The sequence below is a fragment of the Phenylobacterium koreense genome (assembly GCF_040545335.1).
GTDB lineage: Bacteria > Pseudomonadota > Alphaproteobacteria > Caulobacterales > Caulobacteraceae > Phenylobacterium > Phenylobacterium koreense.
The window spans coordinates 805,157-819,603 of record NZ_JBEPLU010000001.1 but is presented as its reverse complement, the minus strand read 5'-3'; the positions used below and the strand labels follow the sequence as shown (position 1 = coordinate 819,603).

19 protein-coding genes are annotated in these 14,447 nt (G+C 69.3%); 8 read left to right on the top strand and 11 right to left on the bottom strand.

The window, feature by feature from the left end; genetic code table 11:
• Positions 1–11 precede the first annotated feature (11 nt).
• The 3 genes from ABID41_RS04050 (at position 12) to proC (ending at position 1,709) form a co-directional block, all read left to right on the top strand.
• Positions 12–257 (top strand): accessory factor UbiK family protein, encoded by a 246-nt coding sequence (locus ABID41_RS04050; RefSeq protein WP_331932199.1) that lies wholly within the window; start codon positions 12–14, stop codon positions 255–257.
• A 144-nt stretch (positions 258–401) separates the two neighbouring features.
• Positions 402–905, top strand: coding sequence for a type III secretion system chaperone family protein (locus ABID41_RS04045; protein WP_331932198.1), 504 nt, complete (start codon positions 402–404; stop codon positions 903–905).
• A 9-nt stretch (positions 906–914) separates the two neighbouring features.
• The gene (gene proC / locus ABID41_RS04040; protein WP_354297206.1) at positions 915–1,709 is read left to right on the top strand and encodes a pyrroline-5-carboxylate reductase; all 795 of its coding nucleotides are present in this window, start codon (positions 915–917) and stop codon (positions 1,707–1,709) included.
• Between the two features lie 206 nt (positions 1,710–1,915).
• Here proC and ABID41_RS04035 read toward each other — a convergent pair whose 3' ends face one another.
• The 4 genes from ABID41_RS04035 to ABID41_RS04020 form a co-directional block, all read right to left on the bottom strand.
• On the bottom strand, positions 1,916–2,341 hold the full coding sequence (locus tag ABID41_RS04035) for a DUF2147 domain-containing protein (RefSeq protein WP_331927728.1): 426 nt from the start codon (positions 2,339–2,341) through the stop codon (positions 1,916–1,918).
• A gap of 61 nt (positions 2,342–2,402) precedes the next feature.
• Entirely contained in the window at positions 2,403–3,722 is a 1,320-nt protein-coding gene (locus ABID41_RS04030; RefSeq protein WP_331927732.1) for an ATP-binding protein, read from the bottom strand.
• Between the two features lie 103 nt (positions 3,723–3,825).
• Positions 3,826–4,533, bottom strand: coding sequence for a response regulator (locus tag ABID41_RS04025; RefSeq protein ID WP_331927726.1), 708 nt, complete (start codon positions 4,531–4,533; stop codon positions 3,826–3,828).
• Positions 4,533–5,003: a MarR family winged helix-turn-helix transcriptional regulator gene (locus tag ABID41_RS04020; RefSeq protein WP_331927724.1), complete on the bottom strand. Its 471-nt coding sequence runs from the start codon at positions 5,001–5,003 to the stop codon at positions 4,533–4,535. The genes ABID41_RS04025 and ABID41_RS04020 overlap by 1 nt, the downstream gene beginning before the upstream one ends.
• An 81-nt stretch (positions 5,004–5,084) precedes the next feature.
• On the opposite strand from ABID41_RS04020, the gene ABID41_RS04015 reads away from it, so the two are divergent.
• Positions 5,085–5,972, top strand: coding sequence for a branched-chain amino acid aminotransferase (locus ABID41_RS04015; protein WP_331927722.1), 888 nt, complete (start codon positions 5,085–5,087; stop codon positions 5,970–5,972).
• Between the two features lie 362 nt (positions 5,973–6,334).
• Here ABID41_RS04015 and ABID41_RS04010 read toward each other — a convergent pair whose 3' ends face one another.
• The 5 genes from ABID41_RS04010 to ABID41_RS03990 form a co-directional block, all read right to left on the bottom strand.
• The gene (locus ABID41_RS04010) at positions 6,335–6,733 is read right to left on the bottom strand and encodes a DUF4870 family protein (RefSeq protein ID WP_331927720.1); all 399 of its coding nucleotides are present in this window, start codon (positions 6,731–6,733) and stop codon (positions 6,335–6,337) included.
• A gap of 55 nt (positions 6,734–6,788) precedes the next feature.
• Positions 6,789–7,310, bottom strand: coding sequence for a hypothetical protein (locus ABID41_RS04005; RefSeq protein ID WP_354297205.1), 522 nt, complete (start codon positions 7,308–7,310; stop codon positions 6,789–6,791).
• A 3-nt stretch (positions 7,311–7,313) separates the two neighbouring features.
• Positions 7,314–7,661, bottom strand: coding sequence for a dihydroneopterin aldolase (folB, locus tag ABID41_RS04000; protein WP_331931845.1), 348 nt, complete (start codon positions 7,659–7,661; stop codon positions 7,314–7,316).
• A gap of 92 nt (positions 7,662–7,753) precedes the next feature.
• A complete protein-coding gene (locus tag ABID41_RS03995; RefSeq protein ID WP_331931838.1) occupies positions 7,754–8,488 on the bottom strand; it encodes an SDR family oxidoreductase in 735 nt (244 codons plus the stop codon).
• 8 nt (positions 8,489–8,496) lie between these two features.
• On the bottom strand, positions 8,497–8,631 hold the full coding sequence (locus tag ABID41_RS03990; protein WP_331931839.1) for a hypothetical protein: 135 nt from the start codon (positions 8,629–8,631) through the stop codon (positions 8,497–8,499).
• An 86-nt stretch (positions 8,632–8,717) separates the two neighbouring features.
• On the opposite strand from ABID41_RS03990, the gene ABID41_RS03985 reads away from it, so the two are divergent.
• The 4 genes from ABID41_RS03985 (at position 8,718) to ABID41_RS03970 (ending at position 12,658) form a co-directional block, all read left to right on the top strand.
• Entirely contained in the window at positions 8,718–9,029 is a 312-nt protein-coding gene (locus ABID41_RS03985; RefSeq protein ID WP_331931840.1) for a hypothetical protein, read from the top strand.
• 71 nt (positions 9,030–9,100) lie between these two features.
• Complete coding sequence (locus tag ABID41_RS03980) at positions 9,101–10,051, top strand: SMP-30/gluconolactonase/LRE family protein (protein WP_331931841.1); 951 nt, start codon at positions 9,101–9,103, stop codon at positions 10,049–10,051.
• 120 nt (positions 10,052–10,171) lie between these two features.
• Complete coding sequence (locus ABID41_RS03975) at positions 10,172–11,611, top strand: aldehyde dehydrogenase family protein (RefSeq protein ID WP_331931842.1); 1,440 nt, start codon at positions 10,172–10,174, stop codon at positions 11,609–11,611.
• Between the two features lie 111 nt (positions 11,612–11,722).
• A complete protein-coding gene (locus ABID41_RS03970) occupies positions 11,723–12,658 on the top strand; it encodes an alpha/beta hydrolase (protein WP_331931843.1) in 936 nt (311 codons plus the stop codon).
• A 54-nt stretch (positions 12,659–12,712) separates the two neighbouring features.
• Here the strand turns inward: ABID41_RS03970 and ABID41_RS03965 are convergent, their stop codons facing one another.
• The gene (locus ABID41_RS03965; RefSeq protein ID WP_354297204.1) at positions 12,713–13,609 is read right to left on the bottom strand and encodes a DMT family transporter; all 897 of its coding nucleotides are present in this window, start codon (positions 13,607–13,609) and stop codon (positions 12,713–12,715) included.
• Positions 13,602–14,444: a tRNA glutamyl-Q(34) synthetase GluQRS gene (gluQRS, locus tag ABID41_RS03960; protein ID WP_354297203.1), complete on the bottom strand. Its 843-nt coding sequence runs from the start codon at positions 14,442–14,444 to the stop codon at positions 13,602–13,604. The genes ABID41_RS03965 and gluQRS overlap by 8 nt, the downstream gene beginning before the upstream one ends.
• Positions 14,445–14,447: the final 3 nt, after the last annotated feature.

Sequence of the window (14,447 nt, the reverse complement as noted above, 5' to 3'; positions counted from 1 at the left end):
ATATAGGGATCATGCAGACCCAGAATCCCTTCCTGGACGAGTTCGCCAAGCTGACCAGCGCCGCCATGGGCCTGGCCCAGACCGCCGGTGACGAAGCCAAGGCCGCCATGCGCGCCCAGGCCGACCGCATCGTGGCCGAGTTCGATCTCGTCCGTCGCGATGAGATCGACGCCCTGAAGGCCGAGATCGCCGCGCTGCGCGCCGAACTGGCCGCGCTGAAGCCCGCAGCGCCCAAACGCGCGGCGAAAAAGGACTGAGATCGCCAACACGCGAATGTGGCGCGCCCGGAGACAGAAGCCGGGTGACGCGATCGACGCGAAGCAGCTTACTTTCACTACTCGCAGGCGATTCGAATGGCCGGCCCGGCCTCGGACGCCCTTTGCGAAAGGACCGCAGGTCTAATGGATATGTCCCAGCCTGAAGAAGACGTCCTGGTCTCCCTGGACCCGCTTGACGTTGTCGAGCATGTGCTGACGGCCGAGAACCTCGAGTTCGACCGCACCGAAGACGGCGACCTCGCCTTTGCGCTCACCGGGGACTGGAAGGACTACGAGCTCTGGTTCGCCTGGCGGCCGGAAGCCGACTGCCTGCAGCTTTGCCTCTCGGTCGACCTGCAGGTCGCGCCGGAGCAGCGCGCGGCCGCGTTCGAGCTGATCGCCACCCTCAACCAGCGTGCCTGGCTGGGCCATTTCGAGGTGTGGGACGACGGCGAGATCATCTTCCGCCACGCCATGGCGCTGATGACCGGCGAGCGTCCGAGCCTGGCCCAGGCCGCGGCGATGATCGACGTGGCGATGGAGGCGGCCGACCGCTACTACCCGGCGTTCGACTTCCTGGTGCGGGGCGCCAAGTCGGCCTCCGACGCCGTGACGGCTTGCATGTTCGAGACCGTCGGCGAGGCCTGAGGAAACTAGATGACGCCGATCCTGATGCTGGGCGCCGGCCGTATGGGCGGCGCGCTGATCGAGGGCTGGCGCGGCGCCGGCGCCTTCCAGGCCAGCGACCTGATCATCCGCGAACCGCATGCGAACCCCACCCTGGAGGCCGCCAAGGCCGCCGGGGCGGTGGTGAACCCACTGGACGCCGAGCTGGCGCGGGCCAGGACCGTGCTGCTGGCGGTCAAGCCGCAGATGTGGCGCGAGGCGGCGGCGGAAGTGGCCGAGCACCTGGCGCCCGAGGCGGTGATCGTCTCGATCGCCGCCGGGGTGCGGGCGGCCGACATCTCCCAGGCGTTCGGCGGCCGCGCGGTGGCGCGGGTGATGCCGACCACGGCGGTGGCGGTCGGGCAGGGGACGGCCAGCATCTATGCGGCCGATCCGCAGGCCCGCGCCTGCGCTCACGCCCTATTCGCGCCGGTCGGAACGGTGGTGGATCTGCAGGACGAAGAGCTGATGCACGCGGCCACGGCCGTGTCGGGCTCCTCGCCCGCCTATCTCTACGCCTTTGTCGAAGCCCTGGAGGCCGCAGGCGCGTCGGCGGGGCTGCCGGCGGCGGATTCGGCGAAGCTGGCGCGGGCGACGATCGCCGGCGCGGCGACCCTCATGGCCCGCAGCGGAGTCGAGCCGGCCGAACTGCGCCGGCAGGTGACATCGCCCGGCGGAACCACCCAGGCGGCGCTGGACGTGCTGCTGGCGGAAGACGGCTTTCCCGAGCTGCTGCGCAAGGCGGTGGCCGCTGCGGCCCGGCGTTCGGAAGAGCTGGGCGGCTAGTAGATCCTCCCCCATTGGGTCCCTGGTGAACTCAATGTATCATCCCGGAAAGCCCGAAGGGCTTGTCCGGGACCCATAGACGCCGGCCACGCGAGATACGCTCATCGACCGCTAGTGGGCAGACGACAGCTATCAGGCGCTCATGGGTCCCGGTCTTCGGCCTTCGACCGAAACCGGGATGGCACGGGAATTTGGGGGGCGCTCGCCTAGTTCGTCCGGCGCCAGGTCTGGGCCTGGCAGACCACGGCGACGCAGCCTTCGACCTTCAGGGTTCCGTCGGCCTTGGCGGTCATCTTCGAGCCGTAGGTGCGGCCGGTGTTGGGGTCGTAGATCTTGCCGCCGGTCCAGCGGCCGGGGCCGGCCTGCTTGAAGTCGCGGATCATCAGGAGGCCCATGAGCGGGCGGGCCCGCAGGGATGGGTCCGGGTTCTTGGTGTCCTTGACGCCCGCGTTCCTGAGCCAGGCGATCTGACCGCACATGCCGGCCTTGTCCGAGGCGCAAGGGCCGACATTGACCTTGGCCGTGCCCGACTGGACGAGCCAGAGGCCCTCCACCGGATCGGCGGCCTGGGCCGAGGTGGAAGCGGCGAGGACGGCGCCGGCGGCTACGGCGGCGAGGCGGAAGGAGGACATCAGGGCGCTCTCCGGACGGTGGAACGACTGACAGTGCGGGCGCGAGAGTGGCCCAAGCATGTCAGCCCGGCAAGCGCACGACTGCGCGCAGGCCGCCCAGGCGCGAGCGGTCGAGGATGATGTCGCCGCCGTGGCTGCGGGCCACATCGCGGGCGATGGCAAGGCCGAGGCCCACCCCTTTGGCGTTCTGGTTGCGCGCGGCGTCCAGGCGGTTGAAAGCCTTGAAGGCGTCCTCGTACTGCTCCTGAGGAATGCCGGGACCGTCGTCGTCGACGCTGATCTCGATGCCGCCGGAGGGGCGGCGGGAGGCCGAGACCTCGACCTTCTCGCCATGGGCGGCGGCGTTCATCACCAGGTTGGAGAGGGCGCGCTTGAGGGCGTTGGGCCGCACCCTGGCCTGGAGTTCGGGATCGGCGGCGACGCTTACCACGGCGCCGGCGCGGATCGCCCCTTCGCTGACTTCCTCGATGAGCGTCTTGAGGGTGACGGTCTCGACGACCTCGCCGCCCTCGCCGCGGGCGAAGGCGAGGTACTCGTCGATCATGTGCTCCATCTCGGCCAGGTCGCGCTTCATCTCGCCGGTGCGGGGGCCAGGCTCGGCCAGGGCGAGTTCGAGCTTCAGGCGGGTCAGCGGCGTGCGCAGATCGTGGCTGACCGAGGCCAGCAGGGCGGTGCGCTGGTCGATATGGCGCTGGATACGCGACTTCATCGCCAGGAAGGCCTGCGCGGCCTGGCGCACCTCGCGCGCGCCGCTAGGCTTGAAGGCCGGGGCGTCGATCCCCCGGCCGAAGGCGTCGGCGGCGGCGGCCAGGCGCTCGATGGTGCGGGTCTGGTTGCGAATGAACAGGATGGCGATGGCGGTCAGCAGGACCGTGGCCATGGCCATCCAGAGCACGAAGATGTGGCCCTGGGTGGCGAAGGCGCGGTCGCGCGGCGCCAGGATGCGGATGACGCCCTCGTCCACCTTCACCCGGATGTCGACATAGGCCGGGTAGCGGGTGGTGTCGAACCAGAAGGGGGCGTCGAGGCGCTGGGCCAGGGCCCGCTCCAGTGAGCGGTCGACGACGGCGAAGGCGTTGGTGCGCCGTCCCTGGGGCAGGTCGCGGCCCGGCTGCAGGGCGATGGAGAGGTTGAGCGACTCTTCGGCCCGGTCAGCGATCCGGGTGAGCGTCGCAGGGGTAGGGTCGTCCTGATAGCTCTCCACCGCCCAGGCCACCTCGCCGGCCAGGCCGTCGGAGAGGCGGCTGGTGACCGTCTGCCAGTGGGCGTCGAAGAATATCCAGGTGACCGCGATCTGCATCAGGGCCACCGGCAGGATGATGATCAGCAGCGAGCGGCCGAACAGCGAGGTCGGCAGGCTGCGCTTGATCAGCCGCTGCATCAGGCGCGGTTCGAGGCGGCGGGGGAGTTTCACGGCGAGCCCCTTTTCCTCCCCCATGAATGGGGGAGGAAAGAGGGGGAGGGGCCAAGAGCACGCCGTTCCATCAGTCGGGCGCCAGGAGGTAGCCGACGCCGCGGACGGTTTGCAGGTAGCGGGGGGTCTTGGGGTCGCTTTCGATCTTGCGGCGCAGGCGGGTGACCTGGACGTCGACGGCGCGGCCGGAAGGATCGACGGTTTCGCGGGCGAGCTCCATGCGGTCGACCGGCTCGTGCGGGCTGCGGGCCAGACGCTTGAGCAGGGCGACCTCGGCCTCGGTGAGGCGGACGGGGACGCCGCCACGGCTGAGCTCGCCGCGCTCGAGGTCGAAGCTGCATTCGCCGAGAGAGAGGGCGCCGTTCGCGCCGCTGGCCGGGCGGCTGTCGGCGCGGCGCAGGATGGCCTCGATCCGTAGCAGCAGCTCCTCGGGCTCGAAGGGCTTGGCCAGGTAGTCGTCGGCGCCGAGCTTGAGGCCCTCGATCCGGTCCTCGGCCAGGCCTCGGGCGGTGAGCATCAGGATCGGGGTGCGGCCGGCCGCGCCCTTCAGCTCGCGCAGCCACCTGGTCAGCGAGAACCCGTCCTCGCCCGGCATCATCACGTCGAAGACGGCGAGGTCGAAGTCGATGGTTTCGATCAGCTTGCGCGCTTGGGCGCCGCCCGGCGCGGCGGTGACGCGGAATCCGTGGCGGGTCAGGTACTGCCTCAGCAGGTCGCGGATGCGGTCGTCATCGTCGACCACCAGCAGGTGCCGCTCAGGGGCTTCCGTCGTCGCCATCAGGCGCCTCCGCTCTTCATACGGCCGCCGGCCAGGGCCGACAGGATGCGCCTGGCGCCGGCCACGCCGTCCAGACCGCCCACCCGATAGGACCTGGCGATGAGGGCGCGCAAGCGTTCCGAGACGCGTTCCTCGAAGGCCTGGCCCAGCGGCGTCAGGACCGCGGTGCGGCGGCGACCGTCGAGATCCCCCGCCGACTTCGCGACCAGGCCCTTGGCTTCCAGGTCGGCGAGGGAGCGGCTGGCGGCCTGTTTCGACAGGCTGGTGAGGCGCGCGAGATCCTGGACGCCGACGCCCGGCCGACGGCGGAGCAGGAAGGCGGCGCGCCAGTGAGAGCGGCCAAGGCCGTCCTCGGCCTCGAGGCCGGCGTCGACCGCGGCCCACAGGGCGGCCTCGGCCAGGAGCATCATTTCGAGACCGGCGTCCAATTCGTCATCGCGAAGGATCAGCCTGGGATCGGCTGCGGCCATTACACCACCAAGTCCATTTTGTTTGACGTGACGTCCTGAGAGGTCTGTAAGGGGGCCTGCTTGAAAGGAGGACTTACCCTCATGTCCCTAGTGCCCTTTGACGATCGCGACGGATGGATCTGGCTGGATGGCCAGTTCGTGCCCTGGCGCGAGGCGAAGGTGCACGTATTGACCCATGGCCTCCATTACGCCTCGGCGGTGTTCGAAGGCGAGCGGATGTATGGGGGTGAGATCTACAAGCTGCGGGAACATACCGAGCGTCTGTTCAAGTCGGCCGAAATCCTCGACTTCGAAATCCCCTTCACGGTGGAGGAGATCGACCGGGCCTGCAAGGACACCTGCGCGAAGAACGGCCTGACCGACGCCTATGTCCGCCCGATCGCCTGGCGCGGTTCGGAGATGATCGGCGTGTCGGCCCAGAACACCAAGATCCACGTCGCCGTCGCGGTGTGGGACTGGCCGAGCTATTTCAGCCCGGAAGAACGCGCCAAGGGCATCCGCCTGACCTGGGCCAAGTACAAGCGCCCGTCGCCGGAGACCGAACCGGTCCACGCCAAGGCCACCGGCCTCTACATGATCTGCACCATCTCCAAGCACGCCGCAGAGAAGGCCGGCTACACCGACGCGATGATGCTCGACTATCGGGGCTACATCGCCGAGAGCACCGGCTCGAACGTATTCTTCGTGAAGGACGGGGCGCTGCACACCCCGACCCCGGACTGCTTCCTGAACGGGATCACCCGCCAGTCGGTGATTGCGCTGGCCAAGTCCAAGGGCATCGAGGTGATCGAGCGCCACATCCGCCCGGAAGAACTCAGCGAGTTCACTGAATGCTTCGTGGTCGGCACGGCCGCGGAAGTGACCCCGGTGGGCGAGATCGGCGAATATCGGTTCATCCCGGGCAAGCTGTCGCTCGACCTGGCTGACGACTACGCCCGCATGGTGCGTCGCGAGCTGCAGCCGGCCTAATCGGCGTCGGATCACTGAACGTCAAACGCCGCCTGGCTTCGGGCAGGCGGCGTTTTTCATGCGCGGATGCTCCCGGTTTGGGGGAGAGGCTCCGTCGTTCGACGGGCTTACGGGGAGGATCCGATTTCGCTGTGTCAGGACGAGGGTTGGGGGAATCCGTGGCCCACAGGCCCCGGTGTCGCCGTCATACTCCCCCGAGTGGCGCCAACCGGGCACGGACTCCCCCGCGTCGTCGCCCCCCAGAAGCGTCGACGAGGCAGGCATGCTGCCAAAAGGCGCGCCGCCGGTCTAGACGTTCAGCATACCAAATTTTAGAAAAAAGCGCGCCGCGCCCACGGGTGGGGCGCAGCGGCCACAGAGGGTCAGATCAGCCAGCTATAGGGCCGGGGATAGGCCTCGCCTTGTGACAGGTAGACCAGGCCGACGATGCAGCGGACGGCGAACCAGACGCCCACCGCGCCCCACAGGGCCAGGAACAGCATCAGGAACGGAATGCCGATCAGCACGAGCGACATGATCGCGCTGATGGCGATCAGCACGCCCAGCGCCAGGAAGATGCCCAGCCCGACCCAGAAGGTGCGGATCAGAAAGGTGTAGTGGCTGCGCATCTGTGGACCGGCGTTGTCACGGTTCATGTGCGCGATGACCAGCCCGATGAGGATGGTCAGGCCGTTGACCAGGCCCAGCAGGTAGAGGCCATAGGTGATGGCCGGCAGGGTGCGGTCTTCCGTGGTCACGACAGCGGTGTCGGTTTCGCTCAATTCGGTCTCCCAAGTGAAACGTCTGAACGAAATGTGGCCCTGATCGGCCGAAATGTTAGCTTAAATCGTGTTCATCTGGCGAGAGGGCCGTTTCTCGCCGCTTTTGGCCCACCGGCAGCCAGGGCAGGATCGCCGCGCCGAGGATCACCACGAAGGCCAGGCGGGAGGCCAGGGCGATCCCCAGCAGCCAAGCGCCGGCCAGGCCCGAGGCCAGCAGCACCGCCAGCGCGCCGACGCCCATCAGCGCCATGATCCAGAGCAGGGCCTCGGCCTGGGGCGAGCGCGGGACGAGGGTGCGGCCGGGCGCGGCGGCGTCGACGGCGGCCAGGAAGGCGTCGAAGGCCTGGCTGCGGTCGTGGGTGCGCAGGTCCTCGCCATAGCTCATGGCCGGGATGGTCAGGCGGCGGCGGCTGAACTTGAGCACCGCCCCGCGCCGGGCGCGGATGACGCCGCGCAGCTCGGTGAGCTGGAAGCGGCGCTCGCGCGCGCCGCGGCGCTCGATGATCTGGCTCTTGTCGATGGTCCAGGTGGTCTCGCCCTGAAGCGGCGACAGGCGGGCGGCGTAGGTCTCGGACATGGATCAGCCGCGGACGACGGTGATCTCGACCCCGGCTGCGGCGGCATGGGGCGCAAGCGCCTGGGGCTTTTCCACCCGGACGCGGGCCCGGGTGACGCGCGGGTCCGACAGGCAGGCGCGAGCCAGACGCTCGGCGAAGTCCTCGACCAGTTGGATGTGGCCTTCGGTGACGATGGCGCGGGCCGCCTCGCCGATCATCTCGTAGTTCACGGTGTCGGCCAGGCGCGTGGCCCCGGCGATCGGCACGTCCAGCTCGACATCAACGACCAGCGGCTGGAGCTTGCCCTTTTCGTGCGCGTAGACGCCGATCTCGGCCTCGACCTTCAGGCCGGTGACGAAGACCTTGGTCATGACCACGCGGCCCTGAGTCTCGGGCGAAGGGGCCTCGGCCGATGAAACCTCAGGCGTGTCCTGCAGCGAGGGAAGAACCACGGGCGCTCCGTTCAGGCCAGGTGCTGGCCAGCGTCGACGGCGATCATCTGGCCGGTCACCGACCTTGCGTCAATCAGATAGGTGAGCGCCGCGGCGATCTCACGCGGATCGACCGATCGCTTCAGCAGGGTGGTGGCCACCTCGTCGGCGAAATCGGCGCCCTCCTGGTGGATCGAGGGCAGGGTCGGGCCGGGGCCGACGCCGTTGACCCGGATGCGGGGCGCCAGGCCCTTGGCCAGCATCTGGGTGGCGGCCCAGAGCGCGCTCTTGGAGAGCGAATAGCTGAAGAACTCGGGGCCGGGCCTGAAGACCCGCTGGTCGAGGATGTTGACGATCAGGCCCTCGCGTCCCTCGGGCAGGCGGCGGGCGAAGGCCTGGGAGAGGATCAGCGGCGCACGGAGATTGGTCTCCATGTGCGCGTCCCAGGAGGCGCGGTTCATGCTGGCGATGGCGTCGTCCTCGAAGACCGAGGCGCAATTGACCAGCAGGGTGATGGGGCCGAGTTCGGACTCGGCGTCGGCGACGAGCGGGGCGGTGGCGCCTTCGTCGCGGAGATCGCACGCGTGGAGCGAGGCCTTGCGGCCCTTGGCGCGGACGGCTGCGGCCGCGCTCTCGGCGTCGTCGTCTATGGTGCGGACGTGGATGGCCACGTCGTAGCCCGCCTCGGCGGCGGCCAGGGTCAGGGCTCGGCCTATCCGGCGGGCCCCGCCGGTGACGAGAGCCGCGCCGCGTATGGTGTCAGCCAAGGCGCGCCTTAGTCGAGCCGGCCGAACTCGTAGAGGTTCAGCGCGCCGATGACGACGACGAAGGCGAGGATGGTCATGATCGCGGTCATGGAAAGCTCCGGCGTTAGGTGTCCGGCTTTAGAGCGGCCGCGCGGCGCGCGCAAGTGGCGGCGCGGAACTTCCGGCCCGCTCGGGCTTTGCTTTAGCGGGGCGTCGCCCTGAGGCTTCGCCCGACGGCAGGAGCACCTAGATGATCAAAGACCAGGAGTCCTTCGAGGCGGCCCTTCAGAGGGTGGCGGACCTTCTGGAGCATCCGCCGGCGCACGGCACGCGGGAGGACGAGGAATTCGGCCAACTGCTGCACGAGATAGAGCTTTTCCAGCCGACCTTCCTCACCGCGCCGCCGGAATCAGACTTCGCCAAGCTGGGCAAGGAGGCTCAGATCCTTCTCAAGCGCGCCACCGACTTCCAGGCCAAGCGCGACGATCGCGAGCGGCGGGAGAAGTGGACGAGCTTCCCCGAGGACGGCAAGGGCATCGGCCCGACCACCGGCGTCCGCTGACGCCAGGCTTGCGGAGCGGCTGAGAGGCGGGCCAAGGTTCGGGCAAGGATAAAGTCCCGCGAGGAAACGCCATGCCGCTGTCGCCCATCGCGCCCGGCGACCTGACCCAGGTCGCCGTCGGAATCGATCGTCCCGAGGACGTCGTGGTCGGACGAGACGGGCGGGTCTTCGCCTCCGACCATCAGTGCGCGGTCGCCGAGATCCTCGCGGATGGATCGTTCAGACGCCTGGGGCCCAGGGGCGGAGCGCCCAACGGGATCAACATGGACCGGCAGGGCCGGGTGCTCATCGCCAACTTCGGCATCTATGACCGGCAGGACGGGCCGCTGCAGCGGTTCGATCCGGCCAGCAGCGAGCACGAGACCTTGCTGGCCGAGGTCGGCGGACGGCGGCTGACCAGCGCCAACTATCCGGTGATCGACCGGGCAGGGAACATCTGGTGCGCCAACTCCACCCACGCCGACACCTGGCCCCAGGCGCTGGACGGGCGCCCGGACGGCTTCATCTTCGTGCTGCGGCCGGACGGTTCGAGCCAGGCGGTGGCCGAGGGACTGCGGTTTCCCAACGGCCTGGCCCTGTCGGCGGACGATCGCTACCTGTTCTGCGCCCAGACCAGCGCCGCAGACGTAATGCGCTTTCCGATCCACGAGGATGGGACCCTGGGCGCCGGCGGCCGCTATGGCCCGGTGCTCGGCAAGCTGCAGGCGCCTGGCGAGCCGACGCTCGACACCGCCGAGCTCGGCTATACCGACGGGATCGGTATGGACGCCGAGGGCAATCTCTGGGTCTGCCTGCCGGCGGCCAACAAGGTGGTGGCGATCACGCCCGAGCTGGAGGTCGTGACGGTGATCCACGACCCTTCCGGCGAGGTGGTGAATCATCCGACCAACGTGACCTGGGGCGGGCCGGACCTGAAGGACCTTTACATCGGCTCGATCCGGGCCGGTTATGTCCTGAAGGGCCGCAGCCCCGTTGCGGGCCAGCCCCATGTTCACCAATTGGAGGCTCTGCCGTCGGCGTGACGAGGGCGCCGCCGCGGAAGCCTCTTCCACAGTGATCACTGATCACTAAAATGCCTGTTCGAAGCCGTCGGGGATCTCGTCGGCGATGAAAATTCCAACGAACGCCTCCGGGAGGACGTCATGCGCGAGTACCTGAAGTTCTATATCGACGGTCAGTGGGTTGATCCGGTCGAGCTGAAGACGCTGGACGTCATCAACCCCGCGACCGAGGCAGTGGTCGGCAAGATCGCCCTGGGCGGCGCGGCCGACGTCGACAAGGCCGTGAAGGCGGCGCGCAAGGCGTTCCCGGCCTGGTCGCAGACCAGCCGCGAAGAGCGCATCGAGGTGCTGAACCGCATCCTCGCCGAATACCAGAAGCGCTTCGGCGACCTGGCCACCGCCGTGACCGAGGAAATGGGCGCCCCGGCCAGCCTGGCGCAGCGGGCGCAGGTGCCGATCGGCATGGGCCACCTGGCCACCGCCGTCGAGATCCTGAAGAACTTCAAGTTCGAGGAAGATCGTGGCCCGACCATGATCGTGAAGGAGCCGATCGGCGTCTGCGGCTTCATCACCCCCTGGAACTGGCCGCTGAACCAGATCGTCTGCAAGGTGGCCCCGGCCATCGCCACCGGCTGCACCATGGTGCTGAAGCCGTCGGAAGTGGCGCCGTTCTCAGGCCAGATCTTCGCCGAGATCATGCAGGCCGCCGGCGTGCCCGCGGGCGTGTTCAACCTGGTGCACGGCGATGGCGTCGGCGTCGGCGTGCCGCTGTCGAGCCATCCGGAAGTGGACATGGTGTCGTTCACCGGCTCGACCCGCGCTGGCATCGAGGTGGCCAAGAACGCCGCTCCGACCGTCAAGCGCGTGGCCCAGGAGCTGGGCGGCAAGAGCCCGAACATCGTGCTCGACGACGAGGCCATGACCAAGAGCGTGGCCCGCGGCGTGGCCAGCATGATGACCAATTCCGGCCAGTCCTGTAACGCTCCGACCCGGATGCTCGTGCCGCAGAAGCGCATGGACGAGGCGATCGCCGCGGCCAAGGAAGCGGCCAGCCAGATCACCGTCGGCGACCCGAACGGCAACAGCCAGCTCGGTCCGGTGGTGTCCGAGGTGCAGTTCAACAAGATCCAGAAGCTGATCCAGGCCGGCATCGACGAGGGCGCGACCCTGGTGGTCGGCGGCGTGGGACGTCCGGAGGGCCTGGACAAGGGCTACTTCGTGAAGCCGACGGTGTTCGCGAACGTCACCAACGACATGACCATCGCCAAGGAGGAGATCTTCGGCCCGGTGCTGTCGATCCTCGGCTACGAGAACCTCGACCAGGCGATCACGATCGGCAACGACACCGAGTACGGCCTGGCGGCCTACGTGAACGGCGCGGACCTGGCCAAGGCCAGGGAAGTGGCGTCCAAGCTGCGCGCCGGCCAGGTGTCGATCAACGGCGGCGGCGGCGACATGACCGCGCCGTTCGGCGGCTACAAGATGAGCGGCAACGGGCGCGAGTGGGGTGACTACGGCTTCAACGAGTTCCTGGAGACCAAGGCGGTGCTCGGCTACGCGCCGAAGCAGGCGGCCGAGTAGGCGCGCGGGCGCAACGAAGACGGACGGCGGGCGGAGAGGCTATTCTCCGCCCGTTTTCGTAAGGACGTCCCCCGGCGCAGACCGGGGACGGGGAAGGAAGACAGGAAGACCATGGATCCGCACATCAAGGCGATGCTCGACGAACAGGCTGCGGCGGCGGCCGGCCAGCCGGCCCCGGCGCTGGACTCGCTGCCGACGGAAATGGTCCGGGCCGGCTACCGGATGCAGCGCACCGCCCAGAACCAGCAGGCGCCAAAGGACGTGGAGGCCCGCGACCTGCAGATCGACGGCGCGGCGGGCAAGATCGGCGCGCGGCTCTACACGCCGGCCGGCGCGCCGGCGGTGACCCCGGGCCTCGTCTATTACCATGGCGGCGGCTTTACGATCGGCGACCTGGAAACCCATGACGGCCATTGCCGGCGGCTGGCGAGCTATGCCGGCATCCGGGTGCTGGCGGTGGACTACCGGCTGGCGCCGGAGCATCCGTTTCCAGCCGGCCACGACGACGCCCTGGCGGCGGCCAAGTGGGCCTTCGACCACGCCGCGGAGATCGGCTTCGACCCGGCCCGGATCGCGGTGGGCGGCTGCTCGGCCGGCGGCAATCTGGCGGCCTCGGTCTCCATCGACCTGAGGGACGACCCCAAGCGCAAGCTGGCCTTCCAACTACTGCTCTATCCGGGCATCTGGCCCGACGAGGAGACGAAGTCGCGTCAGGAACTGGACGGGCCGGTGCTGAGCAAGGCGGCGATCGCCTGGTTCGACAAGTGCCTGGCGGTGGGCGACCACCCGCAGGCGGCGCGGGCCATGCTGGGCTCCAGCGTCGACGTCAGCCGGACCCCGCCGGCCCTGGTGGTCACCGCGGGCTATGATCCGCTGAAGGACGAAGGCCGCGACTACGCGGCGCGGCTCAATGCGGCGGGCGTGAAGGCGAGCCACGTCGAGTACGCCGACATGGTCCACGATTTCTATATCCTGGGCGACGTGTCGCCGGCGGTGACGGCGGCGGCCAAGGAGACCGCGGCGGCGCTGCGGGCGGCGCTGGCGTAGAGAGGCCTCCACTTCACGTGTCATCCCGGTTTGCGAAGCAATACCGGGATGACACTAGGCAGGCTTGCGCTGGCGTGACGCCGCCTGGGCCAGGACCACGCCGAAGAGGGCGAGCATGCCGCCGGCCATCTGCAGGGGCGTCATGGCTTCGGCGAACAGCATCCAGCCGAGGATGGCGGCGACCACCGGCTGGATCAGCACGACGACCGAGGCGGTGGCGGCGGGCAGGCGGCCCAGGGCCCAGGCGATGGAGCCCTGGCCGGCGACGTGCATGACGCCGAGCCCGACCACGGCAGCCCAGCCGGCGGCGCTGCTGGGAGTGAGGTTCTCGCCGAGGGCGAGGGCCACGGCGAGGAGGACCGGCGCGCTGGCCAGGCTCGACCAGAACATCACGCGCGCGGCGCCGGCGGACTTCCGGGCCGCGGCCACGCCCATGAGATAGATCGCGTACCAGCCGGCGGTGGAGAGGGCGAGGGAGTCGCCCAGCGGCGGGTTGGCGCCGGGGGCGCCGGCTCCGCGCCCCGCGGCCATCATCCAGGCTCCGCCGACCGCCAGGCCGACGGCCAGCAGGAAGAGGTTGGCGGGGCGCTGCCTGAAGGCCAGCCAGGCGACGATGGTCACCACCACCGGCGTCAGGTTGGTCAGCACCGTGGCGTTGGCCACCGAGGTGTAGTGGATGCTGTAGTGCCAGAAGGAGAGGTCGCCGGCGAAGGCCAGGCCCGCGATGAGGGCGAACTTCGAGGGCGCGCCGACGCCGCCGTCCGACCGCAGCGCCATCAGCGCCAGCAGCGGCAAGGCGAAGGTCACGCGCCAGAAGCCGATGGCCGCGGGGCCGGCGTCGGACAGGCGCACCAGGATGGGGGCGAGGCCGATGATCGCCCCGCCGGCCACCAACACGCCGAGCGCCTTCAATCGCCCGTTGTCGGGGGAGGCCATCGCCGCTTCAGTCAAGACCCATCTCCTGCCGGAGCTGCTGCGGGGTGATCCCGCGGGCGCGCAGATCGCGCAGGGTCTCGGCCCGGTCGCGCTTGGCGAAGCGCTTGCCGTCGGGACCCGTCAGCAGCCGATGGTGGCGATAAACAGGAGTGGGCAGGTCCAGCAAGGCCTGCAGCAGTCTTTGCACGTGCGAGGCTTCATAAAGGTCCTGGCCGCGGATCACGTGGGTGATCCCCTGCAGCGCGTCGTCGACGACCACCGCCAGGTGATAGGCGACGCCCACGTCCTTGCGGGCCAGGACGATGTCGCCGCTGGAGGCGGGATCGGCGGTGACGATCCCATGCTCGCCGTTCGGGCCTGCGCCCTCCTCGACGAAGGAGAGCGGCCGGCCGGCCAGGGCGCGTTCGGCGCCGTCGAGCGACAGGCGCCAGGCGAAGGGTTCGCCGGCGGCGAGGCGGCGAGCCTCTTCCTCAGGCGGCAGCGGGCCGCCGCGGAAGGCCTCGGCGGCGCCGTGCGGGGCGCGGGCGGCCTCCTGGGCGATCTCCTTGCGGGTGCGGAAGCAGCGATAGGTGAGGTGGTCGGCGGTGAGGGCGGCGATGGCCGCCTGGTAGTCGTCGACATGCTCGGACTGCCGGCGGACCGGGGTTTCCCATTCGATCCCCAGCCAGGCGAGGTCCTCGTAGATCGAGGTCTCGAACTCCCGGCGGCTGCGGGTGACGTCGATGTCCTCGATGCGCAGGATGAAGCGGCCGCCGGCCGCGCGCGCGGCCTCGTAGGCGGTCAGGGCCGAGAAGGCGTGGCCGCGATGCAGATGGCCCGTAGGCGAGGGGGCGAAGCGGGTGACGAACACCCC

Bases quoted from the DNA above. Each gene is read 5' to 3' on its own strand.
- ABID41_RS04015 (WP_331927722.1), top strand. From the start codon at position 5,085: ATGTCCCTAGTGCCCTTTGACGATCGCGACGGATGGATCTGGCTGGAT.
- ABID41_RS04005 (WP_354297205.1), bottom strand. From the start codon at position 7,310: ATGTCCGAGACCTACGCCGCCCGCCTGTCGCCGCTTCAGGGCGAGACC.
- ABID41_RS03970 (WP_331931843.1), top strand. From the start codon at position 11,723: ATGGATCCGCACATCAAGGCGATGCTCGACGAACAGGCTGCGGCGGCG.
- folB (WP_331931845.1), bottom strand. From the start codon at position 7,661: ATGACCAAGGTCTTCGTCACCGGCCTGAAGGTCGAGGCCGAGATCGGC.
- ABID41_RS04020 (WP_331927724.1), bottom strand. From the start codon at position 5,003: ATGGCCGCAGCCGATCCCAGGCTGATCCTTCGCGATGACGAATTGGAC.
- ABID41_RS04045 (WP_331932198.1), top strand. From the start codon at position 402: ATGGATATGTCCCAGCCTGAAGAAGACGTCCTGGTCTCCCTGGACCCG.
- ABID41_RS03975 (WP_331931842.1), top strand. From the start codon at position 10,172: ATGCGCGAGTACCTGAAGTTCTATATCGACGGTCAGTGGGTTGATCCG.
- ABID41_RS03980 (WP_331931841.1), top strand. From the start codon at position 9,101: ATGCCGCTGTCGCCCATCGCGCCCGGCGACCTGACCCAGGTCGCCGTC.
- ABID41_RS04035 (WP_331927728.1), bottom strand. From the start codon at position 2,341: ATGTCCTCCTTCCGCCTCGCCGCCGTAGCCGCCGGCGCCGTCCTCGCC.
- ABID41_RS04025 (WP_331927726.1), bottom strand. From the start codon at position 4,533: ATGGCGACGACGGAAGCCCCTGAGCGGCACCTGCTGGTGGTCGACGAT.
- ABID41_RS03985 (WP_331931840.1), top strand. From the start codon at position 8,718: ATGATCAAAGACCAGGAGTCCTTCGAGGCGGCCCTTCAGAGGGTGGCG.
- ABID41_RS04030 (WP_331927732.1), bottom strand. From the start codon at position 3,722: ATGCAGCGGCTGATCAAGCGCAGCCTGCCGACCTCGCTGTTCGGCCGC.
- proC (WP_354297206.1), top strand. From the start codon at position 915: ATGACGCCGATCCTGATGCTGGGCGCCGGCCGTATGGGCGGCGCGCTG.
- ABID41_RS04050 (WP_331932199.1), top strand. From the start codon at position 12: ATGCAGACCCAGAATCCCTTCCTGGACGAGTTCGCCAAGCTGACCAGC.